Origin of the sequence: Cellvibrio sp. PSBB023 (assembly GCF_002007605.1) — a bacterium.
Lineage (GTDB): Bacteria > Pseudomonadota > Gammaproteobacteria > Pseudomonadales > Cellvibrionaceae > Cellvibrio.
Genome location: NZ_CP019799.1, coordinates 4,422,976 through 4,443,597, shown reverse-complemented (window position 1 = coordinate 4,443,597; position 20,622 = coordinate 4,422,976). Strand labels below are relative to the sequence as shown.

The window sequence follows — 20,622 nt, the reverse complement described above, 5'->3', positions numbered from 1 at the left end:
ACTGCACTTTTCTTGCAAAACCTTGCAATTTCTTTCAGCAAAAAAATACCAGCCCGAAGGCTACACATTCGCCGGGAAATACAGGTTAAATATTGAACCACCGCCGGGGTTGGGTTGATATTCGATAGTGCCGCCGTGGGCATCCACAACCGTTTTCACCACAAACAAACCCACACCTATGCCGTTTAACTTGCCATTATCTTGTGCGTTTTTTGCGCGATAAAATTTATCAAACAATTTTCCAGTTTCATTGGTAGGAACACCGATACCTGAATCGATAACGCTAATGACCACGCAATCGTCGGAAAGTTTTGCTGTCAATAAAATCGTTCCGCCATGCGGTGAATATTTAATCGCATTATCCACTAAATTAATTAATGCATGCCCTATCCAATGTTCATCGGCATAAAGCACATTGGCATCGGGGGCGACCTGCATGATCAATTGATGCGGCATATCCACATGGCACAGCTCTGCCACATCATTGAATAAATCCTGCACAACCAAATTCCTGGGTTCGAGAATGACACCATCCTCCAGCGAACGCTCCTGGAATACGGCGCGATCAATCAAACTGCCAAGACGTGCCAAGCCCAAATTCGCCCGCTGAAAACGCGGCAATAAGTGTGGATGGGTCGCGCGCGTTTGCAATTCAATATTGGCCAGCGCCGAACTGGTAACAGCCAAAGGCGTGCGCAATTCATGGGCGATGACACTGAGCATATCGCGGTGCAATTGGGTTTTTTGTCGCTCGCTGAGAAACGCTTTTTCCTGGGTGCGCAAGTGCAGCATCACCAACAAAATGGTATAGGGGATTTGGATCATAGTGGCGATGGGCCAGGCGTGGGTGGTCCAAAAATTCATTGGCAACAGCGCATAGTTTCTTGCCAATTGCAGCATCACCATTAAAAAGCTGGGGAAGAACAATAACAACAGGAGCAGACTGCGAACTGGTTTAATTCGCCACATCACACACAGCAATCCCATCATGATAAACAGCATGGGTACCGACAAATAAGCCACCCATCCAGGCTTGGGATAACCCAGCAAAGAGGCCAAAGCACCCAGCGTGGCCAATACAATCATTATCACGAATACAGCATTAATACGCGGGTAATAGTGGCGCGGCGCGAGGTAGGCAATACAAATTGCCGGTGTCAGTGCTGTAATGGCATAGGAACTGAAGCCGATGAGGATATCCGACCACTGCGGCTGGTCCCTGTAAAACCATAATTGGTCGTAGCCATTGAGCGACAGGTGCGCCAGCGCCAGCGCGAGCAAATAGGCCGAAATCAAAAAATAAAAGGGTTGGCGCAACCAGATACCACTGATCATGCTCACCAGCACAGTCGCCAGAATCAAACCAAACATCACCCCGTATAGGGTGTCTTCCAGGGTAACGGTGGCCGCATAGGCCTCCGGGCGCCACAGGGTTAACCCCAGCGTCATAGTGCTGGAGGTCTGCACGCGCAAATAGTAGGTAAGCAACTTATCCGAAGCGAGGTTGATGGGCACCAGAAAATGCCGGCCCTGGTAAGAGCGCTTGGAGAGCGGCCAGTGATCCCCTACCCGCACCGGCTCATAGGTGCCATCTTCCTGCGGAACAAAGAGCGTCGCCGAATCCAAAAAGGTTGGGCTTATCTGCAACCACCACTCCGCACGCTTGCTGTATGCCGGGTCAATGGTCCAACGAAACCAGTGTACATTCTGCGTATAACCGAAAGACATTTTATTGTTCCTTGAATACTTCAATTGGTTATAAAAAGAATGGTCAATTTTTGTGAGGTCATTTACACTGGCAGAAGAGTTGGCGTCATATTCAACGCTATAATCCACATAAGGCAACAGAGCAATACGCGCACTTGTATCGTCCAGCCGCAATATGGGTGACGGTTCGGCATAGGCGCAACTCACGCCCAATAACAACACCAGCACCACTACTAACCTGTAATAACCGGGGGCATCCCGCATGACAACTCCTCGTATTCTCGTCATTGAAGATAATGCCGATTTGCGTATTGAAATCGTGGATTACCTGAATTTCAGCAGCTACTACGCACGCAGCGTAGGCAGCATCAATGAAATGCAGCGCGCGCTCATGGATAGTCACTGGGACATTTTATTGCTGGATTTGGGGCTACCCGATGGCGATGGGATAGCCACAACCACACAGTTGCGTGAAACTTACGGTTTGCAACTGGGTATTATCGTGGTGACGGCGCGCGGCCAGGTTGAAGACCGGGTGGAAGCGATTAGCGCTGGCGCTGATGCCTACCTCATAAAACCCATCAACCTGAAAGAATTATGTGTCACCATCAATCACCTGTACCGCCGCCTTCAGGATAAAGGCCGGGGCGATGATGCGGTTTGGCAATTGGATCGTCAATTACTTCAACTGCAATGCCCGAATAAGCGCAAGGTTGCATTGACCATGACCGAAGCCTTATTGCTGGATGTATTAATCGCCAACAAGGGCGATGCGGTGAGCCGCGAACTCTTGTGTGACTGCCTGCCACCCAGCAGCCTGCGGCATGACACCCGGCGATTGGATGCCATATTGAGCAGACTCAGAACCAAAGTAAAAAATGAAACTGACATTAGCCTGCCCATACACACCATGCGCAACAAAGGTTACGTTTTCAGTACCGACTCCCGCACTTAGCCATACAAAAATACCGTCATTACGCATCGGGAAATAATTCTTTTTTTGAGTCTAAAAACAACAAAAAATATCAACGCTAAAAAAAATTTCATCGGTAAATGATGGCGCCAAAAGCGATCAATTTCTCTCTCCGAAAATAAAAATTCTCTTATTAAAAAATAATCATCCATAAAATTTTATTGCACAGCGATAATTTAACTTTTCAAAAAAAACAATCGACTAATAACGCCTTTAAACAACATATTGCTATATTGAAAATGCAATATAGTTTTTTTGACAATATGCTTATTGTTTTGTTGACAACAACATAGTGCTATCGTTATAAATTGCTCGTCGGATTTGTCAGGTCGTTTTATTTAACAATAACAGCAAAGCAGTATGACAACCGATAAACGCCTGCTCGCAATGCGCAGGATAAACCTTCCATCAGTCCCTCCTCCTCTATAGGCGGTATTGGTCGAGAGGCAATAGCATGAGATTCTAATAATGAAATTACATATCAAGGGTAAAAATATTTTTACCGCATTCATTGGCGCCGCTGCACTCTGTGCAACAGTGGCAAATGCACAAACACTCAGCTCCAATTCAACTGGCACCCACAACGGTTTTTATTATTCGTTCTGGAAAGATTCCGGTAACGCCACCATGACGTTACAAGCGGGCGGTCGTTACACCTCACAATGGAACAGCGGCACCAACAATTGGGTTGGCGGAAAAGGTTGGAACCCGGGTAACAGCACACGCGTGATTAATTACTCCGGCAGCTACAATGTCAGCAATTCACAAAACTCATACCTCGCGCTCTATGGATGGACCCGCAGTCCGCTGATTGAGTATTACGTCATTGAAAGCTACGGCTCCTACAACCCTGCCAGCTGTTCTGGTGGCACTGACTACGGCAGCTTCCAAAGTGATGGCGCAACTTATAATGTGCGTCGTTGCCAACGGGTTAACCAACCATCAATTGATGGCAACCAAACCTTTTACCAATACTTCAGTGTGAGAAACCCCAAGAAAGGCTTTGGCAATATTTCCGGCACCATTACCTTCGCCAACCACGTTAATTTTTGGGCGAGCAAAGGTTTGAACCTGGGCAATCACAACTACCAGGTATTGGCGACAGAAGGCTATCAAAGCACCGGCAGCTCTGACATCACCGTGAGTGAAGGCACCAGCGGTGGTGGCGGCAGTTCCAGCTCTGCACCATCCGGTGGTAACAAAACGATTGTAGTGCGTGCACGCGGCACTACCGGCCAGGAACAAATTCGCTTGAAAGTGAACAACACTACCGTGCAAACCTGGACACTCTCTACCACTATGTCCAATTACACGGCGACCACCAATTTGTCTGGCGGTTCGTTGGTAGAATATTTCAACGATTCCGGTAACCGCGATGTGCAAGTTGATTACATCAGTGTGAATGGCAGCATCCGTCAATCGGAAGCGCAAACCTACAACACTGGCGTTTATCAAAACGGTTCTTGTGGTGGCGGCAATGGCGGCAGTGAGTGGATGCACTGCAACGGCGCCATAGGTTATGGCAATTTGTAATTGGCGCTAGCCATTAACTGCAGCGGACAGAAAAACACATCAAGGATGTAATAACAAAGGAGGGGCAGATTTTCTGCCCCTTTTTCAATCTTCATCATGTCACTTCTATAACAATAACAATGAGAGGCACACAATGAATCGCTCATCAGGATTGACAACCATTGCATCAAAAAAAAGTGCTCTGCTCTATGCGTTTATCGGCGCGGCACTGACCTATGGTGCGCTCAGTATTAGCAGTAATGACGCGCAACAGCGGCAGCAGATTACCGCACTGGAACATAAAATTCTGGATTTGGAATTGCTGGTCGCGCAACAGGAACAAGCGCTCAATAACGCCTATGCCGTTGGCATAACAACCACTGCGACGCCATTGGCAATGGCAACACCTGCCGCAAGCTCCACAGCGGCCAATACAACCACTTCGGTCGATCAACAAGATGCAGAACAGGCACAAGCGAACGCGTCAATCGTCGTTGATAGCAATCAAGTATTAAAAGCGTTGAGCACGCAATCGGATCGCGACCCGCGCAGCTTTCCTGACAAGATCAATGATTTATTGGCGAGCAACCCCAGCCAGGAAAATGTCGCTATTGCCAGCAAAGGCATGGTCGACCTGACAGATAATCGCGACCTGTTGCCGGACTATGCGCTCGAATCGATTTATCAAGAGCACAGCAATCCGGAACTGAAGCGGGTTGCGGCACAGGTATTGTCAGCGCGGGGCGATAATCGTTTGCTGGAAAAACAAATCAATACCCTGACTCCGCGCTTGCACAGCGAAAGCCCCGAGGAGCGCCAACGAGCCTTGGTCGAGCTTGCCAAAACACACTATGCCGGTGCCGCTACTGCGATTGCGCCACTGCTACAGGACGACAATGTTGGCGTTAAATTGGATGCACTGCTCGCACTGCGCGCTACAGGTAATCAAGGCCATATTCGCTGGGCCGACCCCTTGCGCAACGACCCTGACCCGGCAGTCAGTTGGCTGGCGAATGATGTGGTCAATCACTTGCAGAATTTAAGTGAAACGGCGCGTACCCGTTTAACGGATAGCGATATTGCCTCGGGGATACCGCTGATGGCGCACACTAATTAAGGCGAAAATGCGGGGTCAGAGAGTTACCAAAACTCTGCCTCAAAGCGCTGTACTAAAAAATCAAGAAATGTACGCACCCGCAGAGGTAAATGTTGCCGCGACGGATAGAGTGCATTGATAGCCAAATCAGGCACGGTCCAATCTGCCAATACCGGCACCAGTTTCCCCGCCTCGATGTAATCCTTGGCAAGGTAGCGCGGCTGCAGGCTAATTCCATTCCCAGCAATGGCCGCATGCAGCAACACAGTCGCATCGTTTGCAGAAAAATGGCTGTGGATTTCCACCTTGGCAAACTCATCCGCACGCGTGAATTGCCACAGGTATTTACCGGTAATGGCATGTGACATACAGCGGTGATTCACCAACGCCTCGGGCGAGGCGGGCACACCATAGCGCGCCAGATACTCAGGGGATGCAACCAGTACAGATGCGCAGTCTGCCAGCTTGCGCGCTATTAATAGAGGATCAGGGTTGTTACTAATGCGGATAGCCACATCAATTCTCGCCTCTATTAAATTGATACTGACATCGCTCACATTAATATCAATATCAACCTTGGGATGCAGCGCTTGAAAATCCGCGATGGCAGCTGCCATCTGCGCATAGGCAAAGGATGCACTGCAAGTCAGCCGCAACGAACCGCGCAACTCACTCCCCAAGGTTGCTGCCGCATCCAGCGTTTCCTCCGTCAATGCCAGGATTTGTTCACAGCGCACTAAAAAATGCTCGCCCGCTTCTGTCAAAGTCACCTTGCGTGTGGTGCGCTGCAACAAGCGCTGGTTTAGCCAGTCTTCCAACTCACTGATATAGCGAGTCACCATCGCCCGTGACAGCGACATCTGCTCCGCCGTCGCACTAAAACTGCCGGTGCTCGCTATGCGGGTGAAGATACGCATGGCGGTGAGTTTATCCATTTTATTTGCTCTATTTTTGAAACAGTATTTTGCAAAAAGTCATCTATATGATTGATTTTTGAAATACTACACTGGGTATCAATGAACCAACAAGCCACTCATCAGCAAAGGTAAAGAGAATGAAAAACGCGATCAGCGCTATGATTACCGCTACCAGCCTACTCCTTGGTACCGCCTTGGCCAATGCGAGCGACCTGCACGTCACCACCTACAACCCGGCAGACAAAAGCATTTTTCCCGTGTCATCGTCGCTAGTCACAGGAGAAAAGGAGGCTATTTTGGTCGACGCCCAATTCGGCGTTGGCGATGGACAGGCGTTGGTGGAATTGATTCGCGCTAGCGGTAAAAAGCTGACGCGAATTTATATCAGCAATGGTGACCCGGATTATTATTTTGGCCTTGAACCCATAGTGGCAGCATTTCCAAAGGTAGAAATTCTGGCAAGCAGTGCGGTTGTTACGCACATTGAAAAAACCAAAAACGCCAAGCTGGCCTATTGGGGACCAATACTGGGTGAGCAGGCTCCCACTAAAATCTATGTCCCGCAGGTTTTTGACAAAACAACCCTGACCTTGGAAAACCACACCATAGAGATACGAGAGATCAACACCCACAACGCCTATCTGTGGGTGCCATCCACCAAAACGGCACTGGGCGGCGTACTCGTCAGCAGCGGTATCCATTTATGGACGGCAGACAGCAAATCACCCCAAGCGCGCGCAGACTGGATCGCGGCACTGACCAGACTAGCCGCACTCAACCCAAACACCGTAATTCCCGGCCATTATGTGGGGGCAATACCGCCGGGTGATGCAGCCGTAGTATTTACCCGCGACTATTTGCAACATTACGAACAGTTGTTACATAACAAACCCGATGCCACACAACTGGTTACCTTACTCAAAAAAGCCTACCCTGAATTACCCACTGATGAAGGCATGGTTATTAGTGCCAAAGTAGTGACAGGGGAAATGGATTGGTAGTTGCTTATGCAACTACCCCCAAAGGCAAACGCGTACGTGGCTTTCCGGTCGCGGCAAACAAGGCGTTGGCGACGGCTCCGGCGATGGGAGGCAAACCTGGCTCACCCACGCCCGAGGGCATTTCAGCCGAAGGAACAATGTGCACCTCCACTTTGGGCATGGCGTCGATGCGCAGCAGTGAGTAGTTGTGAAAATTGCTTTGCTCCACCACACCCTTTTTCAGGGTAATGGCTTCGCCAAGCGCAGCACTTAACCCCATGCCGATCCCGCCTTCCATTTGCGCGCGGATCACATCAGGGTTGACGGCGACACCACAATCCACCGCGCACACCACGCGCTCCACACGAAAACTGCCATTATCGTTTACTCGCACCTCGGCAACCTGTGCCACCCAGGTACCAAAGGATTTGTGCACCGCTATGCCGCGCGCAAGCCCCTTGGGCAAGGGCTTGCCCCAACCGCTTTTTTCCACCGCCAGATTCAATACACCAAGCGCACGCGGCTCACTGGCCAGCAATTCGCGGCGGAAAATAACCGGATCTTTTTTGGCAGCATGGGCAAGCTGGTCGATAAAGGTTTCCACCACAAACGCATTGCCCGAATGCCCCACCGAGCGCCACCAAAGGGTTGATACTTTTATCGGGATCTCCGTCGCCTGCACCTGCAAATTGGGAATGGCGTAATGCATATCATCAATGCCTTCCGCAACCGTGCTGTCCACTGGCCCTTGAATCATGGCTTCAAACGGACCACCGCGCAAAATCGCCTGAGCCACGGCATGATGCTGCCAAGCGATGGCTTTTCCTGTGGGCGATACGGCACCGCGCACATGGTGAACCGCCATTGGCCGGTAGCGGCCATTGAGAATTTCATCTTCGCGTGTCCACACCATTTTGATGGCGCGCCCGGGAAGTTGCTTGGCGATATTCGTAGCATCTACCACGTAATCACTGGGGCAAGCACGGCGACCAAAGCTGCCGCCCGCATAGAGCGTGTGAATATTGACTTGCTCGGGTTTAATGCCTGCTGCTGCCGCCACTTGTTGCTGATCCACCGTGGGCATTTGGCAGGCATACCAGAGTTCACAGCTTGCTTTGTCCGCTTTCACCACGCAATTCAGCGGTTCAATGGCCGCGTGCGTGAGGTAGGGCAATTCATATTCAGCGCTAATCACGCCCTCGGCATTTGCCAGTGTTGCAACTGCATCGCCCACCGTTTTTACAACGGCGCCAGACTTCTTGGCCGCTTCGTGACAGGCGTTAAATAATTCATCGCTGCTGCGGGTTTCGCAGGCGGATAAATCCCACTCGACCTGCACTAATTTGCGGGCTTTTTGCGCGACCCAAAAACTCTCGGCAATCACTGCAACGCCGCGCGGAAATTCCACCACTGCAACAACACCGGGCGATGCTTTGGCTTTGGCAGCATCCACTTTTTTAACCTTGCCAAATAATTGCGGCGGATAAACCACCAGCGCTGTGAGCATGCCGGGTAACTGGATATCTTGCGTGTAAATCGCGGTGCCATTGGTTTTCTCAAGGCTGTCTTTGCGCGGAATAGTTTTGCCGATTAAGGTGAAATCTTTTGGATCTTTTACTGTCGGTTTTTGCGGCACAGGTAAGACGGCGGCCTTAGCGGCCAGCGCACCAAAAGTGCTAGTGCGTTTGCCGTGGGAGATAACACCGTTTTTTACCTGAATCTCATTAGCGGGCACTTTCCATTCCGCCGCCGCGGCAGCCACTAACATTTCGCGCGCGGCCGCGCCGGTTTGGCGCAATTGCATCCAGGAGTTGGCGATGGAGGAAGAACCTCCGGTACCCTGCGCCGGCCCCCAAAATAAATTGTTGTAGCGGCTTGCATCCGCCGGAGCAAACTCCCAAGCCATTTGCTCCCAATTTGCATCCAGCTCTTCCGCTACCAGCGCCGTCAAACCAGTGCTAACGCCCTGCCCCATATCCAGATGTTTAACCACAATGGTCACTTTGCTGTCGGGCGAAATTTTTACAAAAGCATTAAAAAAAGGGATATCACCGCTGGCATCCACAGGTGTTTTTTCCGCCGCAAAAACCTGTGCGCTGCCCGCCACAAAACCACTGCCAATTAATAACCCACCGCCCAACCCTGCCGCCTGTAAAAAATGACGGCGCGATAAAGCCGAAGGCTCAGTGTGTTGTTGCGCGTGAATCGTTTGTCGTTTCAGGAAATTCATCAGGCTTTTCCTCCCAAATTATCGGCCGCGCGATGAATGGCGCTGCGAATGCGATGATAGGTTGCACAGCGACAGAGGTTGCCTGACATAGCGGCATCAATTTGTGCATCGCTTGGTTTTTTATTGCCTTGCAGCAACGCGGTGGCCGACATAATTTGCCCCGACTGGCAATAGCCGCACTGCACCACATCCAATTCGCGCCAGGCTTGTTGCACAGCGTGAAATGCAGGTGAATCGATACCCTCAATGGTTTCGATTTTTGCGCCGGCGGCCGCCGAAATAGGCAAACTGCACGCGCGCACAGGGCTGCCATTCATATGCACAGTACAGGCACCGCACAGTGCCATACCGCACCCCAGTTTGGTGCCGGTCATTTTTAATTCGTCGCGCAGTGCCCACAGCAAGGGGGTATCCGGGTCACTGTCCAGCTCGCGGGTTTTACCATTAATCGTAAGCGAAATCATGGGTAACTCCTTGGCAAAAAATCAGTTGACTAACAAAACGGTTAAATTGCTTTTTTTAAATAGCTTTTTTTAAATACTTGGAAAGGTCTGCTGGTGTATCAACATCAAACTCTGCCGATGGCATAGCAACCGGAACAACCTGATTGCTGTAACGCATGAGTACACTTTTAGCGCCGCGATCACCGCGACATTCATACAAGCGCGCTTTAAAGTGCGCGGGGAAAATAGCGGGAACGCCCGAGGTGTTGGCAAAACTGGCACAGGCAATACGCTCCGGGTTAACGCACCAGTGGTGATATAAATTATGTAAATCCTGTGCGCTGACCAAGGGCTGATCACCGAGCAAAACCAACACCGGATTACTGTTTTGTAATTCTTTGATCGAAAACGCCAGCGAATTTCCCATGCCCAGATTCCAGGCGCGATATTCCAACAACTCAATAGAAGTTGTGCGATTCGCCAGTGCATTTAACCTGGGCAGCGCCTGCAAAAGCTGCGGGTAGAATGCACCACCCACCACCAGAATACGCTCCGGTGCAAGTTCACAAGCTGCGGCAATAGTTGCAGCAAGCAAAGGCTGCCCGCGCCAATCGGCCAATTGTTTACAGCCACCAAAGCGACTGGCACTACCCGCCGCTAAAATCAGGCAATCCAAACGCTGGGGATGGTTATTGATATTATTCATGTGCGCACCTGTTGGTTGATGTACCGACAACTCTATTGAATGCAGGCATAAGGTCACCCACTGCATTCAGCGTATTTAACGATTGTGCGTTACTACCAAAAATCCTGGCGTGGCATTCGGCCAATACCGATAAAGCAATGCTTTCAGGTAAATCGCCGCCCAAGGCCAACCCCATGGGCCCGGCAATGGGATAATTCAATTGCGTTTCATCCAGCCCTGCGGCAGCAAGCACATCGGCCTTACGTTTAGCCGGGCCGAGCAAACCGATATAAGGGTTCGCCAATGAACGTGTTTGCAGTGCGGCCACCGCCGCGGCATCCAGCCCCAGATTGTGATGGGCGATAATCACACCATCCACATGCTGCAATAAGTTGCTGTCCAGTTCGGCCACCGAACTATTTAGCGCGGTAATGCCTGACGGAAAATTTTCGCGCTTGCCGGCATGTAAACGTTGATCCACCAGCGTCACACGCCACCCTAATACCAACGCCAATTGGCACAGGGGAATTAAATCCATGCCACTGCCCAACACCAATAAATGCGGCAGTGGATTAATCAAACTACTCAACCATTGGCGATTTTCAGAGGCGCCCTCCCGTTCGCACACGTGACCGTGTTGACGCTGGGTAAATGCCCGAGCACAAGGCGTAAAACTGGCGCAGGCATTATCGAGTTGCAATTCAAACTGACAGGCTTGCTGTTGTTGCAAGCAGGAAAAGATGGCAGGTAATTGCAAAAAATCATTGGCGTGATTACAGGGATGCAACAAAATTTCAGCGGCGCCACCACAGCCAATTCCCAAGCGCCAGGCGATATTACTGTCGTCGCTTGCGTCGTATATAACCCGGCGGGATTTTCCCAAAGCAATCACTTTGCGCGCTTGCAACAGTAAATCGGATTCAATACAACCACCGCTCAACATGCCTAATTGATGTCCGGCATCACTGAGCAGCATGAGTGCGCCGGTTTTGCGATACACCGATCCGCGCGTATGAATAATTGCACCCAACACCCAATTCGCGTGATCTTTGAGTGGAAGCCAGGTCGCAAGTAAATGATAAAACTGATTAGACATAGACAGGCTCCGCTTTATTTCGCTTATCGTTCGGAATCCAGGTACCGCATGTGGCACAGCCCGATAATCCCACCGACCTCGCAATAAAGAAAGGCGGATTAACAAAACTAAACCGACTGTCGCTCCTCACCTCGCAGCAGGTTATTAAAAACAAACCAATTAGATACGCTCGATAAATTCAGTGGCATTCACAAAACATCGCCCAAATGCCATTTAGTATTATTCAAGAGCGTCGCAACCGGTTTGCCTGATACACGCGATTTTTTGCCTAATCCAACAAATGGCACAGCAAATAGCACTCACGCTTAGGTCGATAAGGGTATAAACGCCCCCCCTTGATCTTCATCCGCCACCAATATACGATGTATATATGTTTCATATATTTCCGCTATTGAGAGGATTACCATGGGGATTGTCAAAATCAGTGATGAACTGCACGAGGAAATCCGCAAGGCCAGTGCCGCTATGGTGCGCTCCATTAATTCGCAAGCAGAGTTTTGGATAAAAATCGGCATGCTGGCGGAAACCAATCCCACCCTCACTTATAGCGAGATTTTGCGTGAACAACTGCAACTCGCCGCCGTTGAAATGAATCAACCCATTAGCCTGGGTAAAAAAAATCATGGATAAGGTTTTTTTAAAAAGTGCTGATGATTTAATGCTGATGCGCGAATCCGGCCGCTTGCTTGCCTCGGTGTTTGCGTTTCTCGATGCGCGTATAAAAGCCGGAATTTCCACCATGGAAATTAATGATTGGGTTGAGCATTTTATTATCAACACACTTAACGCGCGCCCCGCCAGCAAAGGTCAATACGATTTTCCCTACGCGTTAAATACGTCAATTAATGATGTTGTTTGCCACGGTATGCCATCGGCAACGCAATTTTTAAAGGCGGGCGATATTATTAATGTGGATATCACCCTGGAAAAAAATGGTTTTATTGCCGACTCCAGCAAAATGTACATGATCGGTGAAGTATCACCACTCGCTAAAAAACTGGTGGCACAAACCTATGAAGCTATGTGGCAAGGCATTCGTGCAGTAAAACCAGGAGCAACACTGGGCGATATTGGTTTTGCGATTCAACAACATGCTTCCGCCAATGGTTATACCGTAGTACGCGAATATTGCGGTCACGGTATCGGCCGCGCTATGCACGAAGGCCCACAGGTACTGCATTACGGCAAACCCAATACCGGCCTGGTATTGCGCGAAGGCATGACCTTCACTATTGAACCTATGATCAATCAAGGTGAGGCCAAAGTGAAATTAAAACGCGATGGCTGGACAGTCGTGACTCGCGATAAAAAACTGTCCGCACAGTGGGAACACACCATCGCCGTCACCGCCACTGGCTATGAAGTCTTAACCCTGCGTGACGAAGAGCGCTTCTAAACACCAATCCCTTTTTATTGCGCATAGGCAACAAGCGCAAACCTTGTTATAGTTATTTGCACAATAACAAGCCTGCTATGCAGTTTGTACGCGGCACATAACTATCAACCTATCGGCATGGTACGCGGTCAGTGAGATCAACTGGCTTGGAACAATAACCATGAAATACATTACCCGCACTGTCACTGCCTTGTGCTTATCACTTGGCTCCCTCGCTGCTTGCGCACAAAACCCACTCAATTTTGGTAGCAATATTAAAACTGCCGACCCATCAGGCCGCGTTTGGGCCGATGGCAAAATGTACCTTTACACCTCCCACGATGAAGAGTGCCAGGAAGATTTTCACATGCAGGATTGGCATGCGTTTTCCTCCACGGATTTAGTTAACTGGACTGCACACGGCGCCATACTGTCACTCAAGGATCTACGCTGGGCCGACAATTACGCCTGGGCACCAGATGCTGTGTATAAAAATGGAAAATATTATTTTGTCTTCCCTGCGGGAACCGGTATTAAAGACCGCGTAAATCCGCAAAAAAGCACCAAATGGATGGGCATTGGTATCGCAGAAAGTGACTCACCCACAGGCCCGTTCAAAGATATGATTGGCGCGCCCTTGTGGAAAACGCCCTACGCCAACGACCCCAGTATGTTTATTGATGATGACGGTAAAGCCTATTTGTATTTCCATGGCGTAAATAGCGATTATCAAGTCGTGGAAATGGCTGATGATATGCGCAGTATTAAAGGCGACTTTTACAAAATGGATATGGGCGGTTATGAACCCAAAATGGAAGGCCCCTGGATATTTAAACGCAACGGCATTTATTACTTCACCATGCCGGAAAATAATCGCGTGCTGAGTTATTACACTGCCACGTCACCCAAGGGGCCATGGAAATATCAAGGTGTAATAATGGAGGAGGAAAACAATGCAAATAACCATCACTCCATTGTGGAATATAAAGGCCAATGGATTTTGTTTTATCACCGCTGGTTAAATGATGCGAGTTCAAGCTGTAACAAAAAGCAGCGCCACAGTGCTGCCGAATATTTACACTTCAATGCAGACGGCACCATTCAAAAAGTAGAACGTACCACAAAGGGCGTTAGTGATTTTGCAACCCGAGTGAAGGCTGCACAGAAAAAATCGCCATAACAATCATGGTGTATACCACCATCAATGCGCAAACTGCGCATTGATGGCCTACAACCAATAATTAACCCTTAATAGCGTTTTCCACCGACACTTTCCACGAGGTGGTCGGGCGGCCAATTAATTGGCTGAGTTGGTGACTGTTATCAAACAACCCGCCTTTTGATGCGCCCACGTCAGATTCAGATAACACAGTCGCCAACCCTTCCGGCAACCCGGCACCAACCAACGCCGCTTTATAATCTGCCTCCGGCAAATTGTGATACACAATGTGCTTACCCGAGTGCCGCGCAATTTCTGCCGCGAACTCAGCCAGAGAGTAGGACTCATCGCCCGCCAATTCATAAATGCGTCCTGCCTGATTCTCTTGCGTTAGTACCGCAACAGCAGCCTCGGCATAATCGACACAGGCCGCAGAGGCAATTCGCCCCTCGCCCGCGCTGCCAAACACCGCGCCCAATTGCAATGCAGAATCAATGCTCGCCACATAATTTTCGCTGTACCAGCCATTGCGCAAAATCACAAACGGAATAGCCGCCGCGCGAATTAATTGCTCGGTTTCTTTATGTTCATCCGCTAATGGCAAAGGCGATGTATCGGCATGTAAAAGGCTGGTATACACCAACAGCCCAACATCGGCTTGCTGCGCCGCCTCAATCGCCGCGCGATGTTGCGGCACCCGGCGGCCTACTTCGTTAGCGGAAATTAATAACAACTTATCAGCCCTTTGAAGGCGGCAGCCAAGGTCTCCGGCTGATCGTAATCCGCCTGCCGCACTTGCACCCCAAGCGCGGCAAAATCGGCCACCTTTTCCGGCGTACGCACCACCAGTGCAATCTCACTTGCCGCCACCTTTTTCAACAACCCATTCACAACCAAACGGCCCAATTGGCCAGACGCGCCAGTAACAACAATCATGATTAAATACCTTTCTTTCAGTGGAAGAAGCCGTCACAATACCAACCTAGCTAACTTTTAGTAAGTACGCACAAAAAGGTAAGTATGAAATGACCAACCAGCCCCTCCGCAAAGCGACCGCCGCCAAAAGCCTGAAAGAAGCCATGCTGCGCGGCGATGTCATGGCCGACAAATGCCCCTCCCGCGACATACTCAACCACGTCACCAGCCGCTGGGGTGTACTGCTCTTGATCGCCCTGCGCGGAGGCACCCACCGCTTCAGCGAACTGCGCCGCAAGGTCACAGGCATCAGCGAAAAAATGCTGGCACAAACACTACAAGCACTGGAGAGCGACGGTTTTATAGAACGCATCTCCTACCCGGTTGTCCCGCCCCACGTGGAATATTTGCTCACCCCAATGGGCAAACAAATCAGCGAAAAAGTAGAAGCACTGGCAGACTGGATTGAAATTAATCTTGCCGACATTTTGAAAGTGCGTGCGGAAAAATCGGATAAAACCTGATGCACGACATTTTATTTAAAAAATTATTTTATCTGCACTTTACATTTACCTTAATGAACCGCTCGCTGCTGCAAGGCGTCCTCTACAAATAATTGGTTGATCCACAGGTCTCGCTGTTGGTTATTGGCATCCAGCAAACTGAATAAGGGTTTTAACAGTTGCTGCGAAAGTGTGGCGGTTGCGTAGCAGTCCAATGTTTGTCGGGCGATATCGAGCAAGCGTAGCAGTGCGTCTGATTGGTTGGTTTGGCATAGGCTGTAGCCATATTCGAGTAGCGTGCGCACATAGTTTTTAATGGCGCAGTTTTTACAGTCGGCAATATGAATTAATAATTCTGCTTGTGAATGCGCTTCCTGATAAGCATCCACGGCGGCGTGCCAATCCTGCGCGTGAAGTTCGCGGCGGGCGCCGTCCAGCAAATAGCGCCAGCGATGAATCGCTTGCACAAGCATCTGCTTGTGCTGGGCGGAAATGCTGTTATCGAGAGCGTCTGCGGAATGCTTGGTGCTAGTCATGCTGTTCTCCTGTGGAATTTAAAAACCTAGGACGCCAGCGCGCAGCGTTCGTATTCCGCCACAATTTGGCTGACCCAGGTGGCAACACGACCATCGGTTAATTCAAACTGTTGATCTTCATCGATGGCTAGTCCACAAAATTCCGTTTTGTTTTCATTCAAGGCTAATGAAGCCGCTACCTTGTAGCCATCGGCTGGCCAGTGACCGATCAACTGCGCACCGGTTGCTTGCACGCGTTCGTAGAGCCACCCCATGGCATCGACAAAATAATCGCCGTAGCCGCGCTGGTCACCCAACCCGTAGAGCGCTACCACTGCTTCTGATAAATCAGCCATTTGCAAATCGGCTTCAAAATCTTCCCAATCTTCCTGGATGCCACCAAAATCCCAGGTAGGAATGCCCATCACCAAAAAGCGATATTGTTGCAGCACGATCGATGTCACTTCATTCACATTCATCATGTCCACGGTATAACCGTAGTTGCGCAGTGCTTTTGCAATTTTTTCGCCCACCTCCTGGGTATTGCCAGTGTCCGTACCAAAAACCAGTGCGATGTTTGCTTGCTGTGCCATAAAAATGTCCTCTCTTCCTGTTGAACAATCCGCAGCGCCGCCGTTTTTTATGAGCGGTGCGCCGCGAATGTGTAGCGATAATTAAAATGCGTAACTCAGGCTGGCTTTAAGATTGCGCCCGGGTTCTGCATAGCGATTAATGCCATCGCCAGTCACACCACCGCGTGCGCCACCACTACCCTCGGTGACAAATTGCACGCGCTGCCAGCGCCAATATTGTTCGTCGGTAATGTTGTATAAGCCCAGCGTCACTTTGAGCGCAGGTGTTAGCTGATAGCGACCTTGCAAATCAAACAGCGTGAAGGCATCGGTTAAAAATGGGGCACCTTGTGTTTGTGTACCATTTGCGGCGGTGACTACAACGTCCTCAGCCTCTTTGCTGCCTGTGCGCGTCATAGTCAAACTCGCGGCCCAGCGGCGATCATCCGGCTGATACTCAACACCAATAACACCCGAGTGCGGCACAATGCTCAGCAATGGATCACCATTTTTCTTTTCGCCGTCGTTATAGGAGTAAGCAAAACGCAGGGCGATATTGCGATCCAGATTCCACTGCCCGTCTATTTCAAAACCTTTTACGACCACTTCACCAGTGTTAACCGGCATGGTGTAGGTATCGCCTGTTGTGGTGGTGCAAGTGCCGCGACTACAGGTTTGAAACACAGTGTCGTTTAAGCGCGTGAGCGTTTGGGTTTCAATAAAATTGCTGTAGTCATCGTGAAAAATTGCCACATTCACTTGCAGGAATTGATTGCTAAAACCGTAACGCAATTCTTTATTCAGGCTTTCTTCTGCGTCCAAATCCGGGTTGGCGACTGAATCCCATAACACGACTTCTTGCCCCGCAGCAACATCCGTTGCAACGCTGGTCACTGTGGCGTAATAAAGATTTTCGGTAGACGGCGCGCGAAAACCGGTGCCCAGATGTATACCCGCATGCTGCTGTGAATTGAACTGATAATCAGCACCCAATTGCCAGGTGGCTTGGGTAAAACTCACATCGCCAACGGTTGCCGATACATCCTGATATTGCGCGCCCAGTGTTGGCGAATATTGATAATTATCAGCGCGCGCACCGAGGGTAAATGTCCAGGCAGAATGGCGCGGTGATAATTGATCGCGCACATAAGCATGCCAATGTGTGACGGAGGTTTCTGGCACAAAATCCGGATCAACTTCTACCAGTGATACAGTATCGCTCTCGCCAAGGTAGCGCGTATCGATCGATGCATAACTGACATCGCGCACTTCCGCACCCGCACCGTAAATCAATTCCTGTTCAAGTCCTGCGCTGACAATATTTTTACTGAATTTGACGCGGGTGGAATGGGAATCCTGCTCGTAATAGCGATCTTCCGAGCGGTAGCAGGGCGATACCGCTTGCGGGCAGGTCGCCGATTTAAATAGCATCAGGGTATAGCCGCTGTTGTAGGTATTTTGATAGTCGTAATGCCAATTAAATGTATCAAACCAGCGCGACTCGGCAAGCCATTGGTAATTCACACCAATGCGGTCGCGTTCATTGTCATCATCGGTTGTGCGCGTGAGATAGCTAGCATCCACACGCGATAAATTGTCGAGTTGTGAGTTAGCGCGATAGTGTTCTGCAACAATGCCTAGACGATGGGATGGGCTTGCGTGGAAATACAATTTGAATAATCCGTTGGTGGATTCCGCATCAAGCGGGTCCGCAATTTCCCGCGCACCACCGGTAATATTTTCACCCTTGCCTTGCACATCCACTTCATTGCTCTGGCGCTGGGTCAGTACCAACAAGCTCTCCCAGGCACCGGTGCGATTGGCCAGCGTCGCGCTGAGTAATGCTTCATCATTTTCACTGGCATAACCGGTTTTTACGCTGAGAAAAGTATCATCGCCTTGCGCTGCCAAATAATCTGCCGGATCTTTGGTTACAAACATCACCGCACCCGACAAACCTCCGCTGCCTGAGGCAATGGAATCTGCACCCTTAATAATTTCCACCGATTTCAGCGCGTCGATATCCAAACCACCGCGTGTGGAGCGAAAAAAATCATAGGCTTGATAACTGAGGGGATCGAGCGTTTCTCCCATTGCCAAACCATCTACAGTCATGGCAACACGATCACCATCGAGGCCGCGAATAGAAAAACCCGTTGCACCAAAACGACCAATGTCACTCACACTCACGCCGGGAATATAGCGCACCAGATCATCCATATCCGTCACCTGCTGATCATCCAGGATCTCGCGGGTTACCAACTTACTTGAAGGGTGCGACGACTCTTTTTCCGCTTGCGCGGTCACAACCACTTTCCCCAATTTCTTTTTGGGTTCACCGCTCTGTGCTGCCGTGTCTGCTGCACACACCTGGGCGCTGGCAATAAATACACCAGTCATCAACAGGGTATTGCGACTAAACCCATAGGGGAACTTACAGGAAAACCACTGTTTCATATCTGCCTCATTAACCAAAACAACATCATTTTTTTAGGCACCGCACCGTTTTTTTTCAGGGCGCAATGCAGGTATTTTTTTGGCTAACAAGGCACACTCTTTGAAGAGTTTTGATTTTTAGTATTTGCGTGTTAAACGATTGGCACTATGGTGTTGGCAAGGGGTCTTGTGCATCGACAACACCATCCTGATTGAGATCCCACCCGGCAAAAATACGCGCACCGGACAAAGCAAATTCCTGCACCGTCAAATCGCCATCCTTGTCGCGATCCAACACCCCGAAACGAACATGGGCCTGTTTCAGTTGTTTGGTTTTGTGCTCTTTTTGTTCGTCGGTCATACGCGCCACAAACTCCTGCACATATTCGGTTTCATCTACACGTTGATCCTGATTGCTATCCATCGCGCGCAAATGCGCTGCACGCGCCTGATCAAACTCCTCACGCGTGACAACACCATCGCCATTGCGATCATAGTCCTTGATAAACGCCTGACGATGGGCCGCACTGGCACCGTGATCGCGCTGGTGCTGCGCCACCTGAGGCTCTGGTTTAGGCACCGATTGGCAACCGGCCAATACCAATAAGGTCACGAGCAGGAGACTGTACTTTTTATACATAATAGAAATCCGAGACTGATATGAAGAGAGAAAAAAAACACAGAACAATGTAATTACAACTCAGGCTGCACGGCAAAACTCAGGGTGTAGATATAACCGTAATGAGGCGCTTCAGCCCCTTTGGGTGCAGGGGCACTTTTGCGCAGGTGCAGCAAATAAACGCCAGGCGAGTTCAAGGTAATGCTGGCCTTGCCCTGGCGATCTGTTGTGGCAGTCAGCACCGGTTGTTGCTGTTGGGTGGCGTCCTGCGCGCTAAAAATACTCACTGGCTGTTCAACGAGGGGGTTGCCGTCCAGCAATACAGAAAATTCAAACGGTTCACCCGCGTACAAATCATTGGGGTGAGTGATGGGCACCAACTCCAGGCCTTTGTTATAGGGTTTGAACGCCGCCGTAGTTGGTGCTTTCAGCGTGACGTAGGTTTCGGCCAGCGTAACGGATTGGTAGTGATCGAGCAGCTTGTGCCCTTTGGGTAATACTTCTTTGGGGTCGCGAGTATGTTTGCGTTCGCCATTGATCTCGTACATGCGAAACACCGCGCCCAAACGAGTGCCAGTAGTGAACCTGTAGGTGCCTTCTTGCTGCGCTTGATACTCCAGCACACTACGACTGGTGAATTGCTCTACACGTGCAGGTGCCACCCAAGTGCCCGCCGGGGTCAATACCTGGAAGTGACCTTTATCGAAGGCGACATCGGAATGAAAAAAAGTTTCGGCAAAACCGGCATCCAAGCTAATCCACCCTTGATGTGCCGGTTCAAATGCGACAGGGGCAATAAAGGGAGTGTGGGCGTGCACCACAGGCGCACCCAGCACACACAGGTAGAGAAAAGGCAGGGCAATACGCAGCAGGGTTTTCATGTCAGGCT

21 protein-coding genes are annotated in these 20,622 nt (G+C 50.1%); 8 read left to right on the top strand and 13 right to left on the bottom strand.

Going from position 1 to position 20,622, the window contains the following annotated elements; translation table 11 throughout:
• Positions 1-60: 60 nt before the first annotated feature.
• Complete coding sequence (locus B0D95_RS19280; protein ID WP_168172495.1) at positions 61-1,971, bottom strand: 7TM-DISM domain-containing protein; 1,911 nt, start codon at positions 1,969-1,971, stop codon at positions 61-63.
• On the opposite strand from B0D95_RS19280, the gene B0D95_RS19275 reads away from it, so the two are divergent.
• From B0D95_RS19275 to B0D95_RS19265, 3 genes are all read left to right on the top strand, one after another.
• The gene (locus B0D95_RS19275; RefSeq protein ID WP_078045386.1) at positions 1,970-2,662 is read left to right on the top strand and encodes a response regulator transcription factor; all 693 of its coding nucleotides are present in this window, start codon (positions 1,970-1,972) and stop codon (positions 2,660-2,662) included. The genes B0D95_RS19280 and B0D95_RS19275 overlap by 2 nt on opposite strands.
• Positions 2,663-3,148: 486 nt before the next feature.
• Positions 3,149-4,213 carry a glycoside hydrolase family 11 protein gene (locus B0D95_RS19270; RefSeq protein WP_078045385.1) on the top strand — a complete coding sequence of 355 codons (1,065 nt, stop codon included), beginning with the start codon at positions 3,149-3,151 and terminating at the stop codon, positions 4,211-4,213.
• A 133-nt stretch (positions 4,214-4,346) separates the two neighbouring features.
• Positions 4,347-5,309 (top strand): HEAT repeat domain-containing protein, encoded by a 963-nt coding sequence (locus tag B0D95_RS19265; protein ID WP_078045384.1) that lies wholly within the window; start codon positions 4,347-4,349, stop codon positions 5,307-5,309.
• 23 nt (positions 5,310-5,332) lie between these two features.
• Here the strand turns inward: B0D95_RS19265 and B0D95_RS19260 are convergent, their stop codons facing one another.
• Positions 5,333-6,223 carry a LysR family transcriptional regulator gene (locus B0D95_RS19260; RefSeq protein ID WP_078045383.1) on the bottom strand — a complete coding sequence of 297 codons (891 nt, stop codon included), beginning with the start codon at positions 6,221-6,223 and terminating at the stop codon, positions 5,333-5,335.
• Positions 6,224-6,342: 119 nt separating this feature from the next.
• Between B0D95_RS19260 and B0D95_RS19255 the strand changes: the two genes are divergently transcribed.
• On the top strand, positions 6,343-7,206 hold the full coding sequence (locus B0D95_RS19255; protein ID WP_078045382.1) for an MBL fold metallo-hydrolase: 864 nt from the start codon (positions 6,343-6,345) through the stop codon (positions 7,204-7,206).
• A 4-nt stretch (positions 7,207-7,210) separates the two neighbouring features.
• Here B0D95_RS19255 and B0D95_RS19250 read toward each other — a convergent pair whose 3' ends face one another.
• The 4 genes from B0D95_RS19250 to B0D95_RS19235 are packed head-to-tail and all read right to left on the bottom strand — an operon-like array spanning position 7,211 to position 11,639.
• Positions 7,211-9,415, bottom strand: a complete 2,205-nt coding sequence (locus B0D95_RS19250) for a xanthine dehydrogenase family protein molybdopterin-binding subunit (RefSeq protein ID WP_078045381.1) — start codon at positions 9,413-9,415, stop codon at positions 7,211-7,213.
• Complete coding sequence (locus B0D95_RS19245) at positions 9,415-9,879, bottom strand: (2Fe-2S)-binding protein (protein ID WP_078045380.1); 465 nt, start codon at positions 9,877-9,879, stop codon at positions 9,415-9,417. Before B0D95_RS19245 ends, B0D95_RS19250 begins: the two co-directional genes overlap by 1 nt.
• A 55-nt stretch (positions 9,880-9,934) precedes the next feature.
• Entirely contained in the window at positions 9,935-10,564 is a 630-nt protein-coding gene (locus B0D95_RS19240) for an NTP transferase domain-containing protein (RefSeq protein WP_168172494.1), read from the bottom strand.
• Positions 10,557-11,639, bottom strand: coding sequence for an XdhC family protein (locus tag B0D95_RS19235; protein ID WP_078045378.1), 1,083 nt, complete (start codon positions 11,637-11,639; stop codon positions 10,557-10,559). Before B0D95_RS19235 ends, B0D95_RS19240 begins: the two co-directional genes overlap by 8 nt.
• Positions 11,640-12,044: 405 nt before the next feature.
• On the opposite strand from B0D95_RS19235, the gene B0D95_RS19230 reads away from it, so the two are divergent.
• From B0D95_RS19230 to B0D95_RS19220, 3 genes are all read left to right on the top strand, one after another.
• A complete protein-coding gene (locus B0D95_RS19230) occupies positions 12,045-12,269 on the top strand; it encodes a ParD-like family protein (protein ID WP_078045377.1) in 225 nt (74 codons plus the stop codon).
• Entirely contained in the window at positions 12,262-13,035 is a 774-nt protein-coding gene (gene map, locus B0D95_RS19225) for a type I methionyl aminopeptidase (RefSeq protein WP_078045376.1), read from the top strand. Before B0D95_RS19230 ends, map begins: the two co-directional genes overlap by 8 nt.
• A gap of 160 nt (positions 13,036-13,195) precedes the next feature.
• Positions 13,196-14,194 (top strand): family 43 glycosylhydrolase, encoded by a 999-nt coding sequence (locus tag B0D95_RS19220; RefSeq protein WP_078045375.1) that lies wholly within the window; start codon positions 13,196-13,198, stop codon positions 14,192-14,194.
• Between the two features lie 61 nt (positions 14,195-14,255).
• Here the strand turns inward: B0D95_RS19220 and B0D95_RS19215 are convergent, their stop codons facing one another.
• Entirely contained in the window at positions 14,256-14,906 is a 651-nt protein-coding gene (locus B0D95_RS19215; RefSeq protein WP_246841660.1) for a KR domain-containing protein, read from the bottom strand.
• The gene (locus B0D95_RS20905; RefSeq protein WP_246841659.1) at positions 14,897-15,109 is read right to left on the bottom strand and encodes an NAD(P)H-binding protein; all 213 of its coding nucleotides are present in this window, start codon (positions 15,107-15,109) and stop codon (positions 14,897-14,899) included. The genes B0D95_RS19215 and B0D95_RS20905 overlap by 10 nt, the downstream gene beginning before the upstream one ends.
• A gap of 89 nt (positions 15,110-15,198) precedes the next feature.
• Between B0D95_RS20905 and B0D95_RS19210 the strand changes: the two genes are divergently transcribed.
• A complete protein-coding gene (locus tag B0D95_RS19210) occupies positions 15,199-15,612 on the top strand; it encodes a helix-turn-helix domain-containing protein (RefSeq protein ID WP_256386840.1) in 414 nt (137 codons plus the stop codon).
• A gap of 50 nt (positions 15,613-15,662) precedes the next feature.
• On the opposite strand, the gene B0D95_RS19205 is transcribed toward B0D95_RS19210, so the two are convergent.
• From B0D95_RS19205 to B0D95_RS19185, 5 genes are all read right to left on the bottom strand, one after another.
• Positions 15,663-16,127, bottom strand: coding sequence for a hypothetical protein (locus tag B0D95_RS19205; RefSeq protein ID WP_078045374.1), 465 nt, complete (start codon positions 16,125-16,127; stop codon positions 15,663-15,665).
• Positions 16,128-16,153: 26 nt separating this feature from the next.
• Complete coding sequence (locus tag B0D95_RS19200) at positions 16,154-16,699, bottom strand: flavodoxin (RefSeq protein WP_078045373.1); 546 nt, start codon at positions 16,697-16,699, stop codon at positions 16,154-16,156.
• Between the two features lie 81 nt (positions 16,700-16,780).
• Positions 16,781-19,135, bottom strand: coding sequence for a TonB-dependent hemoglobin/transferrin/lactoferrin family receptor (locus tag B0D95_RS19195; protein WP_078045372.1), 2,355 nt, complete (start codon positions 19,133-19,135; stop codon positions 16,781-16,783).
• Between the two features lie 145 nt (positions 19,136-19,280).
• Positions 19,281-19,754: an EF-hand domain-containing protein gene (locus B0D95_RS19190; RefSeq protein ID WP_078045371.1), complete on the bottom strand. Its 474-nt coding sequence runs from the start codon at positions 19,752-19,754 to the stop codon at positions 19,281-19,283.
• Positions 19,755-19,807: 53 nt separating this feature from the next.
• Positions 19,808-20,614, bottom strand: a complete 807-nt coding sequence (locus B0D95_RS19185) for a DUF4198 domain-containing protein (RefSeq protein ID WP_078045370.1) — start codon at positions 20,612-20,614, stop codon at positions 19,808-19,810.
• Between the last annotated feature and the right edge of the window lie 8 nt (positions 20,615-20,622).